The 13,172-nt window shown below is 74.3% G+C and carries 9 protein-coding genes; 4 read left to right on the forward strand and 5 right to left on the reverse strand.

Going from position 1 to position 13,172, the window contains the following annotated elements; all coding sequences use genetic code 11:
- Positions 1 to 386: 386 nt before the first annotated feature.
- Entirely contained in the window at positions 387 to 3,449 is a 3,063-nt protein-coding gene (locus CLV63_RS18190) for an AfsR/SARP family transcriptional regulator (protein ID WP_106584341.1), read from the forward strand.
- A gap of 42 nt (positions 3,450 to 3,491) precedes the next feature.
- Here CLV63_RS18190 and CLV63_RS18195 read toward each other — a convergent pair whose 3' ends face one another.
- Positions 3,492 to 4,130: a C39 family peptidase gene (locus CLV63_RS18195; RefSeq protein ID WP_146165597.1), complete on the reverse strand. Its 639-nt coding sequence runs from the start codon at positions 4,128 to 4,130 to the stop codon at positions 3,492 to 3,494.
- Between the two features lie 211 nt (positions 4,131 to 4,341).
- Positions 4,342 to 5,580 carry an MFS transporter gene (locus CLV63_RS18200; RefSeq protein WP_106584343.1) on the reverse strand — a complete coding sequence of 413 codons (1,239 nt, stop codon included), beginning with the start codon at positions 5,578 to 5,580 and terminating at the stop codon, positions 4,342 to 4,344.
- Between the two features lie 218 nt (positions 5,581 to 5,798).
- On the opposite strand from CLV63_RS18200, the gene CLV63_RS18205 reads away from it, so the two are divergent.
- Genes CLV63_RS18205 through CLV63_RS18215 form a run of 3 tightly spaced genes read left to right on the forward strand, consistent with a single transcriptional unit; the run spans position 5,799 to position 9,018 of the window.
- Positions 5,799 to 6,452: a GntR family transcriptional regulator gene (locus CLV63_RS18205; RefSeq protein ID WP_106584344.1), complete on the forward strand. Its 654-nt coding sequence runs from the start codon at positions 5,799 to 5,801 to the stop codon at positions 6,450 to 6,452.
- Positions 6,449 to 7,591, forward strand: coding sequence for a mandelate racemase/muconate lactonizing enzyme family protein (locus CLV63_RS18210; RefSeq protein ID WP_106584345.1), 1,143 nt, complete (start codon positions 6,449 to 6,451; stop codon positions 7,589 to 7,591). Before CLV63_RS18205 ends, CLV63_RS18210 begins: the two co-directional genes overlap by 4 nt.
- Positions 7,588 to 9,018 (forward strand): aldehyde dehydrogenase family protein, encoded by a 1,431-nt coding sequence (locus CLV63_RS18215; protein ID WP_106584346.1) that lies wholly within the window; start codon positions 7,588 to 7,590, stop codon positions 9,016 to 9,018. The genes CLV63_RS18210 and CLV63_RS18215 overlap by 4 nt, the downstream gene beginning before the upstream one ends.
- Before the next feature lie 85 nt (positions 9,019 to 9,103).
- Here the strand turns inward: CLV63_RS18215 and CLV63_RS18220 are convergent, their stop codons facing one another.
- The 3 genes from CLV63_RS18220 to CLV63_RS18230 form a co-directional block, all read right to left on the reverse strand.
- Positions 9,104 to 10,513, reverse strand: a complete 1,410-nt coding sequence (locus CLV63_RS18220; protein ID WP_106584347.1) for an Nramp family divalent metal transporter — start codon at positions 10,511 to 10,513, stop codon at positions 9,104 to 9,106.
- A gap of 65 nt (positions 10,514 to 10,578) precedes the next feature.
- Complete coding sequence (locus tag CLV63_RS18225; protein ID WP_106584348.1) at positions 10,579 to 11,211, reverse strand: bifunctional 4-hydroxy-2-oxoglutarate aldolase/2-dehydro-3-deoxy-phosphogluconate aldolase; 633 nt, start codon at positions 11,209 to 11,211, stop codon at positions 10,579 to 10,581.
- Between the two features lie 20 nt (positions 11,212 to 11,231).
- The gene (locus CLV63_RS18230; protein ID WP_106584349.1) at positions 11,232 to 12,974 is read right to left on the reverse strand and encodes an IlvD/Edd family dehydratase; all 1,743 of its coding nucleotides are present in this window, start codon (positions 12,972 to 12,974) and stop codon (positions 11,232 to 11,234) included.
- Positions 12,975 to 13,172: the final 198 nt, after the last annotated feature.

A 13,172-nucleotide genomic window follows, 5' to 3' on the forward strand; every position in this document is an offset into this window, starting at 1 on the left:
ACTCGGCCGTACGCAACGGCGGCCGCTCCCGGATCCTCCGCGGGCGTCAGCCCGCCGGAGCCTGAAGCGGCCGCCGAGTCCCCCGTCCCTCCCCGGCCGGGGTCCGAGGACTCCGGCCGCCGTCCTGGTCGGGTCGGGGCGTCCCGTTGCGGTGATGCTGCGTCGGGGTCGCCGTGCGGTCCGGTGTGGGCACCCGGACTCCGTGTACCCACAGGTTCCCCGATACCGACTGGAACCGGGTTGCATTACGGTTGGATCCCTGCGGCGCCCCGGTGGTGCGGGCGCTCAGGGCGACACCGATGGTGCGGCGCGGGCCCCGGTCGGCGGCCGCATTCGCACAGCGCGCCCGGGCCACCGGGCCCGCGCGGTGGTGGAAGGGAACGTGCATGCGCTACGCGATTCTGGGACCGCTGGAGGTCCGCGACATTGCAGCGCCCGATCACGTGGTCCGCCTCTCCCCGAAGCTCTCCGGGCTGCTCGCCGTGCTGCTGTGCGCGCCGGGCTCGGCCGTCGCCGAGGCCCGGCTCATCGAGGCCATGTGGGACGGCGCCCCGCCGCGCTCCGCCCAGAAGAGCCTGCACGTCTACGTCCACCACCTCCGCCAGTCGCTCGGCGGGCCCGACACCGTCGTGCGCGAGGGCGGCGGCTACCGGCTCGCCGCCGACCCCGCGGCCGTCGACTCCGTCCGCTTCGCGCGGCTCGTCGAGGAGGGCCGCGGCGCGATCGGTCGCGGCGAGTCGGCGGTCGGCGCGGCGCTGCTGCGCGAGGCGCTGGACCTGTGGCGCGGCCCCGCCTTCAGCGGGCTCGACTCGCTGCCCCTGGTCCGCGAGGAGGCGGCCCGCCTCGCCGAGCGGCGGTGGTCGGCCACCGAGGAGCTGTTCCGCACCGAACTGGCCCTCGGCCGGCACGACGACGCCGTCGCGGAGCTGACCGCGCTCGTCGCCGAGCACCCGTTCCGCGAGCGGCTGCGCGGCACGCTGATGCTCGCCCTGTACCGCGCGGGCCGCACGCACGAGGCGCTGGAGGTCTACCGGAGCGGCCGCGCCCTGCTGATCGAGGAGCTCGGCATCGAGCCGGGGCGCGAACTCCGCGACCTGGAGACCGCCGTCCTGCGCGGCGACCCGGCGCTCGACGCGCCGCCGGCACCGGACCCGACACTGGCGCCCGCGCCCGAGGCCGACCCGCAGGACGGCGCCGCACCCGCGGCGCAGCGGCCGCCGCCGGTGCCGGCGCAGCTCCCTCCCGACATCGCCGACTTCACCGGGCGCGAAGCGCTGCTCGCGGAGCTCGGCGCGGCACTCGGGGATGCGGGGGGCGGCCGGACCGGCGGCGCGCCCGTCGCCGCGATCTCCGGGATGGGCGGCGTCGGCAAGACCTCGCTCGCGGTGCGGGTGGCGCACTCCCGGGCGGCCGACTATCCCGGCGGTCAGCTCTACGTCGACCTGCGCGGCGCCGAGGACCCCGTTGACCCGGCGCAGGTCCTCGCCGGGTTCCTGCACGCGCTCGGCGTCGAGGGGGCGGCCGTGCCGGTCCCGCAGGACGAGCGGTCCGCCCTGTTCCGCAGCATGCTGGGCGAGCGCCGCATGCTGGTGGTGCTCGACGACGCCGCCTCGGAGGCCCAGGTCAGGCCGCTGCTCCCCGCGGCGGGCGGCAGCGCCGTGCTGGTCACGTCGCGTACCCGGCTGGTCGGCCTGGAGGGCGCGCGGCTCATCGACCTCGACGTGTTCGAACCCGGCCAGGCCATCCGCCTGCTCGAACGCATCCTCGGCGCCGACCGGGTCGCCGCGGACCCCGACGCGGCCGAGAGCATCGCCCGGCTGTGCGGGTACGCCCCGCTGGCGGTGCGCATCGCCGGGGCGCGCCTGGCGGGGCGCAGGCAGTGGCCGCTGTCGCGGCTGGTGCGCATGCTCGCCCACGAAGGGCGCCGGCTCGACGTGCTGGCGGTGGGCGACCGCGAGGTGCGCGCCTGTATCGAACTGAGCCATCGCGCCCTCGACCCCGATGCGCGCGAGGCGTTCCGCCTGCTGGGGGTGGTCGAGGCGCCGGACTACCCGGAATGGGTGGTCGCGGCGCTGCTCGACGTGCCCATGGACGCCGCGCAGGAGCACATCGAGGCCCTGGTCGACGCGCAGCTGCTCACGATCGTCGGGGGCGCGTCGGGCCGGCTCCGCTACCGCATGCACGACCTGATCCGGCTGTACGCGCGCGAGCTCGGCGCGGGCGACGAGCGCGGCCCCGCGGCGCTGCGGCGCGCCATCGGCGGTTGGCTGTGGCTGGCGGAGCAGGCCACGGAGTACATCCCGGGGCCGTGCTACGCCACCATGCACGGGACGGCGCAGCGCTGGCCGCTGCCGTCGGAGGACGCCGCCGAGGCCCTCAGCGACCCCATGTCGTGGTTCGACGACGAGTGGCATGCCATGGCCGCCGTCGTGCGCCAGGCCGGCGCCGCGGGGCTGGACGAGGCCGCCTGGGACCTCGCGGGCTGCCTGGAGAAGTACTTCGACGTCCGGGGGCGCTTCGACGACTGGCTGCGCTGCCACGAGACCGCGCTCGCGGCATGCCGCGCGGCGGGCAACGTCCGCGGCGAGGCCGTGCTGCGCCGCGGTATGGCCGACCTGAACACCTGGATCGGCCCCGGCGAGCGGGGCGACTTCGCGATGATCGGCATGCTGGAGCAGGCCGACCGCGTGTTCGAGATGTTCGCCGGGCTCGGCGACCTGCGCGGGATGTCCGACGCCCTGGTGATGCGCACGTGGGGGCTCGTCTCCCAGGGGCTGCCCCGCGCGGCCGGCGAGACGTCCGGTGAGGCCCTGCGGCTCGCCGAGGAGGCCGACTACCTGGGCGGGCGCGCCCGCGCCTACCACGTGATGGCCATTGCCGACCACGAGCAGCAGCGCACCGACAACGCGGTCGTGCACCTCACCGAGGCCATGAAGCTCGCCCGGCTGCTCGGCAACTCCCGGTTCGAGGCGACCGCCATGCAGTTCCTCGGCGCCGCCGAGTGCCTGGAGGGGGACATCGAGACCGGGCGGCGGCACCTGCTCCGCTCCCTGGAGATGACCCGCGCCATGGGCGACCGCTACGGCGAGGTCTTCTCCCTGATGTACCTCGCCCGCCTGTACATCGCCCTCGGCGACCCCGAGGCGCTGCCCGCGGTCGAGGCGGCGACCGGGCTCAGCCGCCGCCACCGCATGAACCACCACCTGGCCGACTCGCTGGCGCTCACCGGGCAGGTCCACCTCGCCGCGGGCGACGTCGCCACCGCGACCGGCGCCCTTGAGGAGTCGGTCGCGCTGTGGCGGACCCGCGGCTGGCCGTCGTTCCTCGCCGACACGCTCGACACGCTCGCCCGCGCCCACGACGCAGCCGACCGGCACGATGCCGCTGCGGCCGCCCGCGCCGAGGCGGCGCACCTCCGCGCGGAACTCTCGCCGACCGACCCGCTGTGACCCCGCCCGCAGCACGGCGGGCGGGGTCACAGCGGCGTGCGGTCACTTCTTGGAGACGTAGAACAGCCCGTTCTTCTGCGATGCCTTCGCGAGGTTCTTGGCCGAGACCGTGTGGTGCCCGCCGTACTTGGCGTCAGCGGGGTCCCAGATGATGAACGTCTTCTTGGACTTGTCGTAGCCGCGCACCGAGATGGCGTGCCCGAAGTTGTTCTCCGCCTTGATCCACGAGGCCTCCTTCCCCCAGACCCCCAGGGGCACGGCCTTCTTGAGGACGCCGACGTCGTAGGCCACGCGGTCCATGAGCACCGAGGCGTCCTGCCCGTTCGCCCACGTCTGCTTGTACCCCTTCGAGGAGAGGTAGGAGTTGTAGACGACCGAGGCGTTCTTGCCGCTGGTGCCGGGGCCCTCCGTCTTCATCTTCTCGGCGAGGGTGGACTGGGTCACCTTGACGCCGAAGGTCCGCAGGCTGAGCTGCACGCTGGTGGGGACGCACCAGTTGCCGCGCTGCTGCTTCCACGCCTTGTGGGTCACCGCCCCCTTCTGCGGGGCGGCGGCCTTCGGCGCGGCCTCGGCACTCGCGTCGGCGGGGGCGAGCGGGGTCATCTGCACGGCGGGTTCGGCGGCGGCCGGGGCGGCGCCCGCGGCGAGCATGCCGACGGTCGCGGCCGCACCGATGATCAAGCGGAATCTGTACACGAGGGGTCTCCAGGGCGCCCCAGGAGCGATGAATCACCGCAAACGGGCGCATGATGCGAAATCGACTGGATGACCCTAGTGTCTGGATTGCCATGGGGCAAGCGCGGAGCGTCATGGTGCCAGGTGCCGCCCTGGGCGCAGCGGCGGTGCGCGCGGGCCGAGGGTGATGCGCGGGCAGGGGGCCGTGCGCGGGCCGCTACCGCTCGTCGGGCGGCTCGTCGGGCGCGGCTTCGGACCGGCGCAGCGCGCGGGGGAGCAGCAGCGCCACCGCTGCGGTGGCCGCGAGCCCGCCGGCCCCGGCGACCACCAGCGCGGTGCGGGGCCCCGTGGCGTCGAGGAGCAGGCCGCCGCCGATGTAGGAGAGCCCCGCTGCCGCACCGACCGCCGCGTAGACGTTGCCGAACACCCGGCCGAGCAGCCGCGCCGGCACCAGCCGCTGGAGCAGCGTGTTCACGGCGACGTCCATCGCGGCGATCCCGATGCCGCGCACCGCTTGCAGGACGCAGGCCGCGGCGACCGCCCACGCGATCCCGGTCAGCATGTTGCCCGCGCTGCTCACCGTGAACCCGGCGACGAGCAGCACCACCGTCGAGCCGTGCGTCCCGAAGCGGGCGAGCAGCGCGTAGCCGGCCACCAGGCCGAGGCCGACGGCGCCGAGCAGCAGCCCGACCGCCGAGTCGCCCGCGCCGAAGGTGTCGGTGGCGAGCAGCAGGAGGGCGACGTCGTCGATGCCGTTGAACGCCACCACGGCGCAGAAGCCCAGCGCGATGATCCGGACCGGCGCGGCGGACCGGATGTAGCCGATCCCCTCGCGCGCGTCGGCCAGCAGTGACGCGGACCGCGCCGCGCCGTCGCGCGGTACGGGCGGCAGCGGGCGCAGGGCGGCCAGTACCGCGGCGGAGGCGAGGAAGGACAGTGCGGCGGCGACGAGCACCCCCTGGATCCCGGCGATGGGGAACAGCGCCGCGGCGAGCAGCGGTCCGATCGCCTCGGCCCCGTTCGTGCCGAACCCGATCGCGGAGTTCGCCGGTGCGAGGTCGCCGCGATGCACCAGCGCAGGGACCGCCGAGCGCGAGGCGGGCAGGAACACCTGCCCCGCGGTCGCGCGGGCGGCGGCGAGGGCGAGCAGCAGCGGCAGCGGGGGCAGGGACAGCGCGATGAGCAGCAGGAGCGCCCCTTGGACCAGTTCGCAGCAGATCATCACCCGCCGGAGGTCGTACCGGTCGCCGATGGCGCCGGTGAGCGGGCCCACCAGCGCGGGGACGAAGTCCCCGACGAGGAGCAGCAGCGAGACGGCGATCGCCCGGCCGGTCGAATCGGCGACGAAGAGCATCAATGCGACGAGGGCGACCGCCTCGCCGGTGAACGACACCGTCCGGGCGCAGAGCAGCGTGCGGAAGGCGGCGTTCGACCGGACGAGCCCCCAACCGCCCATGCCGGACCTCCGAGGTCGCGCCGAGCCGGCGGCGGTGCGCTGTCCGCCGCCCGCGCCGGTGCCGTACCCGACACTGCCACCCGCCGGCGCCGGCCTCAATCCCTATTCCGGGACCGGCGGCCGCTTCCGTCCCCGATCCGGTAAAAATGTAGAATCCGATATTTGCATGTAAACTGTGCGGGCGAAGTGTCGAAGCTGGAGAGCGGGAGAATGCGCCGATGAACGCGACCTCGACGGATCGGATCGCGGACGCGGTCTACGAGCGGCTGCGCGAGGAGATCTTCACCGGCGAACTCGCGCCAGGGGCCCGGTTGAGCGTGCCGGCGCTCGCCGTGCGGCTGGAGGTGAGCCGCAGCCCCGTGCGCGACGCCGTCCTGCGCCTGGTCCAGGACCGGCTGGCGAGCGAGGAACCGCGCCGCGGCGCGGTCGTCGCGCGGGTCGGCGCCCGTGAGCTCGCGGCGATCTACGACGTGCGCGAGGTCCTCGAAGGGCTCGCCGCGCGCCTCGCCGTGGAGAACTCCGGGCGCCGGCTCGTCGTGGCGCTGCACGACGCGCTCGCCGAGCACGAGCGCGCGGTGCGGGCCGGCGACGTCGCCGCCATCACAGCCGCCGACATGCGGTTCCACGCGCTCGTCCGCCAGGCGTCCGGCAACACCGAGGTGGTGCGCCTGCTCGACGACGTCCAGACCCAGGTGCGCCTGGCCATGCGCACCACCCAGGTGACCGCCGGCCCGCGCCAGTCGGTCGACGACCACCGGGCGATCCTCACCGCCATCGAGTCCGGCGACCCCGCTGCGGCCGAACTCGCCGCCCGCGCGCACATCCACCGGCTGCGCTCCGCACTGCTCGACCAGGCCGAGGACGGCGTGTGAGCCGGATCACCGCTGCGCGGCTGCGCGTCCTGCGCGCCCCCGCCGCCGACGGCATCGCCATGTCCTTCGCCCCCTTGCGGCACCGGTCGGCCGTGCTGGTCGAGCTGGACACCGACGACGGGCTCACGGGCCACGGCGAGAGCTGGATCAACTACCCGCCCTGGGCGGCGAGCGAGCGCGTCGCGACCCTGCGTGAGGGGGTGTTCCCCCGCATCGTCGGGGCGGACCCCCGCGACATCGGCGCGGTGCACCGCAGCCTGTGCGCCGGCCTGGAGCCGCTGGGCCGCCAGTGGGGCGCCCCCGGCCCGGTGATGCAGGCGATCAGCGCCGTCGACATCGCGCTGTGGGACCTCGCCGGGCACGCGAGCGGGCTCGCCATGAGCCGCGTCGCGGGCGACCGGGTCCGCGAGGAGGTCGCGGTGTACGCCAGCAGCCTCGGCCCCGGCGACGTCGCCGCGCAGGCGCGCCGCTGCGTCGCGGCAGGGCACGACGCGGTCAAGGTCAAGCTGGGGTTCGGCAGGGCTGACGACGAGCGGATCCTCGCCGAGGCGCGCGGCGTCCTCGGCGCCGCGCCCGCGCTGTACGCCGACGCCAACCAGGCGTGGGACCTCGCCGAGGCCGCCGCCATGGCGCCGATCCTGCGCGCCTACGACGTGGCGTGGATCGAGGAGCCGCTGCGCGGCAACCGGCTCCCCGAGCTCGAAGAGCTGCACCGCCGCACCGGCCTGCCCATCGCGACCGGCGAGAACGTCTACGGCATCGGCGAATTCCGCCGCCTCGCGGCCTCGCCCGCCATCGCCGTGCTCCAGCCCGACATCGCCAAGGCCGGCGGCATCACCGAGGCGTTGGCGGTCTGCGAGGCGGCGGCCGCGCACGGCACCGCCGTCCTGCCGCACCTGTACGGCGGCGCCGTGGCGTTCGCTGCGACGCTGCAACTCGCGGCGATGGCCCGGCCGGTCGCCGCGGTGGAGTACGACATCCGCGACAACCCGCTGCGCGACCCGCTGCTCGTCGACCCCCCGGTACCCGACCGGGGGCGCATCGCCGTACCGGACGCGCCGGGACTCGGCATCCCCCTCGACACCGCCGCCATCGCGGCGGTGACCCGGCCCCACCCGCGAGAGGAGCCCGAATCATGACCGCGATCCCCGTCCGCAACGGAGTGCGGATCAACGGCGGACCCGCCGACCCCGAGGTCCCGTGGCGCAGCACCGTCCTCGACCCGGCGACCGGGGCGGCGTGCGCCGACCTCGTCGGCGGCGCCGAACCCGAGGCGCGGCGTGCGCTCGACGCCGCTGCCGCCGCGCTGGACGGCTGGTCGGCCGCCCCCGCCGCACACCGCGCCGCGGCGCTGCGCGGGATCGCGGCGGACCTGCGCGCCGAACCGGCGTGCGGCGAGATCGCCGCGCTGATCACGCGGGAGACCGGCAAGCGGATCGCCGAGGCGCGCGCCGAGGTCGGCCTGTCCGCGGCGTTCTTCGACTGGTTCGCCGACGCCGCCGGTGTGCGGGCCGGCGCCTCCCTGTCGGTGGTGCCGGGGCTGCGCCACGAGGTCGCCGAACGCGCCCTCGGCGTGGTCGCCGTCCTCACCCCGTGGAACTTCCCGGTGTCCATCCCGGCGCGCAAGATCGCGCCCGCGGTCGCGGCGGGGTGCACGGTGCTGTTCAAGCCGTCCGAGGTGGCGCCGGGCTCGGCGCTGCGGCTCGCGGAGATCGTCGAGGCGCACGTGCCGCCGGGGGTCATCGGGACCGTGATCGGCGCGCCGGAGGCGGTCGCCGACACCTGGCTGGCCGACCCCCGCGTGCGCGGGCTGACGTTCACCGGGTCCACCCGGGTCGGCCGGATCCTCGCGGCCGCCGCGGCGCCGCGGTTCGTGCGGTGCGTGCTCGAACTCGGCGGGAACGCGCCGTTCGTCGTCCTCGACGGCGCCGACCTCGACCGGGCCGTGGAGATCCTCATGGTCGCGAAGTACCGCAACAACGGGCAGTCGTGCATCGCGGCGAACCAGGTGTGGGTGCCGTCCGACGTGCTGGAGGACTTCGCGCAGCGGTTCGCCGACGCGTCGGCCGGCCTGGTCCTCGGCGACCCGATGGACGAGCGCACGACGCTGGGCCCGCTGGCGCTGCCCTCCGACGGCGCCCGCGTCGCCGCGCTGGTCGACGAGGCGGGGGGCGCGGTGCAGCGCGGCGCGATGCCCCTCCCTGCTGAGGGCCACTTCGCCCGCCCCGCCGTGTGCGTGCGGCCGGACCCGGGGTCCCGGCTGGTCACCGAGGAGGTCTTCGGCCCTGCTGTCTCCGTCCGGGGCTACGGCGCGCTCGGCGAGGTGGTCGGCGCCGTGCGCGACGGGCGCTACGGCCTCGGCGGCTACGTCGTGGGCGAGCCCGTGCGCGCCGCCGAGGTGGCGCGGACCCTGGACGTCGGCATCGTCGGGGTCAACACCGGGACGCCGAACCACCCGAGGGTGCCCTTCGCCGGGCTGAAGGACAGCGGGGTCGGCGTCGAGGGCGGGTACGGCGGCCTGGAGGAGTTCCTCACCGGCCAGACGGTCGCCGTCGGCGACCGCTGAGCGCCTGCCGGGCCGGCGGGTCGCGACGGCGCAACAGAAAGAACGAGCGCACCGGGAGGTACGCTCGTTCTTTCTGTTGCGCGGCTCAGCCGGGGCCGACGCCGAACACCTCCACGATGGAGTACACGCCGAGCAGCCCGATCCCGACACTGCTCAGGACGAGTGCCGCGGTCAGCCAGGTGTTGGCCTTGAACCGGGCGTCGACCTCCCTGGTGCGCAGCGTCCACACCGCGGCCGTGACTGCGAGCAGGAAGATCCCCGTCCCGATGGCGCCGATCTGCACCATGAGCAGCGGCGACTGCACGAACAGGTAGAACACCGCCCAGAGCGTGGGCAGGCAGAAGGTCAGGATGCGGATCGTGCGGCGGCGCACCGCCAGGTCGGTCCAGTCGATGACGCCGAGCAGGCCGAGGGTGTTGGTCCACAGCCGCGGCACGGCCGCCGCCGAGGCGATGTGCGTGGAGAACAGCACCGCGATGGCGCCGGCCAGGAACAGGTACTCGGCCCACGGCCCCAGCGTGTCGGTGTAGATCCGGGACAGCGTGGTGATCATGGCGTTGCCCTCGGGGACGAGTTGCTGCGGATGCAGCACGCTGGCGCCGATGACGTAGAACGACAGGGTGCAGGTCGTACAGATCAGCCACGACACGAGGACGTCCAGCCGCATCACCCGCAGCCAGCCCTCGGCGCGGCGGGCGCGCTCCTCGGAGCCGTCGTCGGGGCCGGTCCAGCGCGCGTAGCCCTTCTCGATGCACCAGTACGTGTAGTTCGTCATGTCGTCGGCGCCGACACCGGTCGAGCCGAACATGGCGATGGCCAGGCCGATCGTCCCCGCGGGGATCATGAGGCTCAGCCCGGTGCCGAGCTGCTCCGGGCTGTAGGAGAACGGCGTCAGCGGCAGGATCAGCGCGATGGACAGGGTGGACAGGGTGAACACGGCGACCGACACCGTGGTCACCCGCTCCACCACGCTGTACTTGCTGCTTTGCAGCAGCAGGACGGTGACCACCGCGATGACGACCGTCCACGCGCTGAGCGACGCGCCGCTGAGCGGCGCGCCGACAATGGGCCACAGGATCGAGCACGCCGCGGCGGTGCCGCCGATGACGCCGCCGCGCTGGAAGCTCTTGGCGACGTCGAGGCCGATCCACAGCCAGTTGATCCAGCCCATCCTGCCGATCTTCGGCGGGACGGTGCTGTAGCCGTCGAGGGCGGTCCTGCCGTTGAGGATGGCCCAGCGCGCGAGCTCCATCTGGATCCACACCTTGACGGTGGCGCTGAAGATGACCAGCCACAGCAGCACGAACCCGGCGCGGGCGCCCAGGGACGTCGTGACGATCAGCTCGCCGGAGCCGACCACCGAGGCGGAGAGCACGAGGCCCGGGCCCAGGTAGCGCAGCCTGCCGGCGAAGGTCCGCGGCGCTTCGCGGACGTCCTCGGGGCGCAGCCGGTAGGCGTCCTCTGCCTCCGGTCGCCGCACGGTCTCCCCTGACATGGCGCGAATCCTTTCCACGCGGTTGCGTCGCCGGTGGTCGTGGGTTGGAAAAGGGGGGACGCCGGTCAGCCTGGCGCGGCGGCGTCGAGCATGCGGCGCGCCCCTGCCGCCAGTGCCTCGGGGTCGCCCGCCAACGCGCGCTCGCCGAAGAGCTGGATGCCGACGCCGACGGCCGTGCAGCCCGCCTGCATGCACGCGCCGGCGAGGTCGGCGTCGACGCCGCCGGTCGCCATCATCGGCACGTCGGGGAGCGGCCCGCGGAGCTGGCGGATGTAGTCGGCGCCCACCGGTCGGATCGGGAACACCTTGACCACGTCGGCGCCGAGGTCGACGGCGCGGACGATCTCGGTGGGCGTGAACGCGCCGGGGACGGAGACCAGCCCCAGCGCCTTCGTGCGGGCGATGACGGCCTCGTCGACGTTGGGGGAGACGATGATCCGGGCGCCGGCGTCGGCGGCGCGCGCGACGTCGTCGGCCGTGAGCACCGTGCCCGCGCCGATCGGGAGCGCACCGCCGTAGGCGTCGTGCAGTGCGGTGATCGCCGTGAACGGGTCGGGCCCGTTCAGGGTGACCTCGAAGAGGCGGATCCCGGCGGCGTGCAGCCCCGCCGAGAACTCCAGGCACTGCTCGGGTGTCTGGCCGCGGTAGATGACCATCACCCGGTTCTCCCGGATGGTCCGCGGCACGTCGTCTGCCATCGTTGCTCCTTGCCTGGGGGTCACAGGTGGCGGCGGGGTACCTGGTGGCCGCGCCGCCCGATCAGGAAGTCGAAGTCCACCCCGGTGTCGGCCTGCCGGGCGTGCCGCCGGTACAGCCAGGCGTAGCCGCCGCCGGACTCCGCGCCGGGAGGGGCGAGTGCGGTGGCGCGGCTGCGGAGTTCGGCGTCCGGGACGTCCATGTCGATCCGGCGGGCCGGGACGTCGAGGGTCACGGTGTCGCCGCTGCGGAGCAGGGCGAGCGGGCCGCCGACCGCCGACTCGGGGGCGACGTGCAGCACGACCGTCCCGTAGGAGGTGCCGCTCATGCGGCCGTCGGTGATGCGCACCATGTCGCGGATCCCGGCGTCGAGGAGCCGCTTCGGGATGGCGAGGTTGCCGATCTCCGGCATGCCGGGGTAGCCGGTGGGTCCCGCGTTGCGGACGACGAGGACGGTGTCGGCGTCCACGGGCAGGTCCGGGGAGTCGGCGACCTCGTGGTACTCCTCGACGGTGTCGAAGACGAGGGCGGTCCCGGTGTGCCGCAGCAGCTCCTCCGACGCGGCCGACACCTTGATCACGGCGCCGTCCGGGGCGAGGTTGCCGCGCAGCACGGCGGTGTGGCCGCCGGGTTCGCGCAGCGGGTTGGCGCGGGGGCGGATGACGTCGGGCTGCCAGTTGTCCGCGTCGGCGGTGTTCTCGCCCAGGGTGCGCCCGGTGACGGTGGCGGCGCCGGTGTCGAGCAGATCGCCGAGCTCGCGGATCACGGCGGGCAGGCCGCCGGCGTAGGCGAAGTCCTCCATCTGGAAGCGGCCGGAGGGCAGCAGGTCCACCAGCAGCGGGATGTCGGCGGCGAGGGTGTCGAAGTCCGCGAGTGCCACGTCCACCTCGGCGCGCCCGGCGATGGCGAGCAGGTGCACGACCGCGTTGGTGGATCCGCCGATGGCGGCGTTGACGCGGATCGCGTTCTCGAAGGAGCGGCGGTCCAGGATCGAGGAGGGGGTCAGCTCCTCCTCGACCATCGCGACGATCCGGCCGCCGGCGTGCTCGGCGATGTTGTGGCGGCGGGCGTCGACGGCGGGGATCGCCGCGCTGCCCGGCAGGGACAGGCCCAGCGCCTCGGTGAGGCACGCCATGGTCGAGGCCGTGCCCATCGTGGTGCAGTGCCCGCTGCTGCGCGAGAGGCACGCCTCGGCGGCGCCGAAGTCGGCGCGGCTCATGCGGCCGGCGCGGTACTCCTCGCTGAACTTCCAGACGTGGGTGCCCGACCCGGCGTCCTGGCCGCGGAACTTGCCGTTGAGCATCGGGCCGCCGGTGACCATGACCGTCGGGAGGTCGACGCTGAGCGCGCCCATGAGCTGGGCGGGGACGGTCTTGTCGCAGCCGCCGAGGAGGACGACGCCGTCGAGCGGGTTGGCGCGCAGGCTCTCCTCGACGTCCATGGCCATGAGGTTGCGGAACAGCATGGCCGAGGGCCGCATCAGCGTCTCGCCAAGGGACATGGTGGGGAACTCCAGCGGGACGCCGCCCGCCATGAGGATCCCGCGTTTCACCGACTCGGCGACCTGCCGGAGGTGCGCGTTGCACGGCGCAAGGTCCGACCAGCTGTTGCAGATGCCGATGATGGGGCGGCCGTCGAACATCGACGCGGAGTAGCCCTGGTTGTACAGCTTGGATCGGTGGACGAACCCGAGCTTGCCGTCGAGGCCGAACCACGCGGCGCTGCGCCGCGTGCCGGGTCGGTCCGGTTCGCTGTCTCGGTGCACTGGGTCCCTCCGCTGGTCCGGTCGGAAAGCGATGACTTATCTACATGTAATATTCGTGTATCGCATGAAATTAGCGTGTGTTGAATGCAGACGTCAACCGTCCTGAGAGGGGCATCCGCGCGGGACGGGCGGCGCGGGTCTGCCGCGGGCACGCCTCGCCCGGCGGCGGCGCGGGTGGCGGCGGAGGAGCGCGCGGCG

Origin of the sequence: Murinocardiopsis flavida (assembly GCF_003014485.1) — a bacterium.
GTDB lineage: Bacteria > Actinomycetota > Actinomycetes > Streptosporangiales > Streptosporangiaceae > Murinocardiopsis > Murinocardiopsis flavida.

What these genes read in the sequence shown, in the direction of transcription:
- CLV63_RS18200 (WP_106584343.1), bottom strand. Translation starts at nt 5,580, where the DNA reads ATGGGCGGTTGGGGGCTCGTCCGGTCGAACGCCGCCTTCCGCACGCTG.
- CLV63_RS18215 (WP_106584346.1), top strand. Translation starts at nt 7,588, where the DNA reads ATGACCGCGATCCCCGTCCGCAACGGAGTGCGGATCAACGGCGGACCC.
- CLV63_RS18190 (WP_106584341.1), top strand. Translation starts at nt 387, where the DNA reads ATGCGCTACGCGATTCTGGGACCGCTGGAGGTCCGCGACATTGCAGCG.
- CLV63_RS18225 (WP_106584348.1), bottom strand. Translation starts at nt 11,211, where the DNA reads ATGGCAGACGACGTGCCGCGGACCATCCGGGAGAACCGGGTGATGGTC.
- CLV63_RS18205 (WP_106584344.1), top strand. Translation starts at nt 5,799, where the DNA reads ATGAACGCGACCTCGACGGATCGGATCGCGGACGCGGTCTACGAGCGG.
- CLV63_RS18220 (WP_106584347.1), bottom strand. Translation starts at nt 10,513, where the DNA reads ATGTCAGGGGAGACCGTGCGGCGACCGGAGGCAGAGGACGCCTACCGG.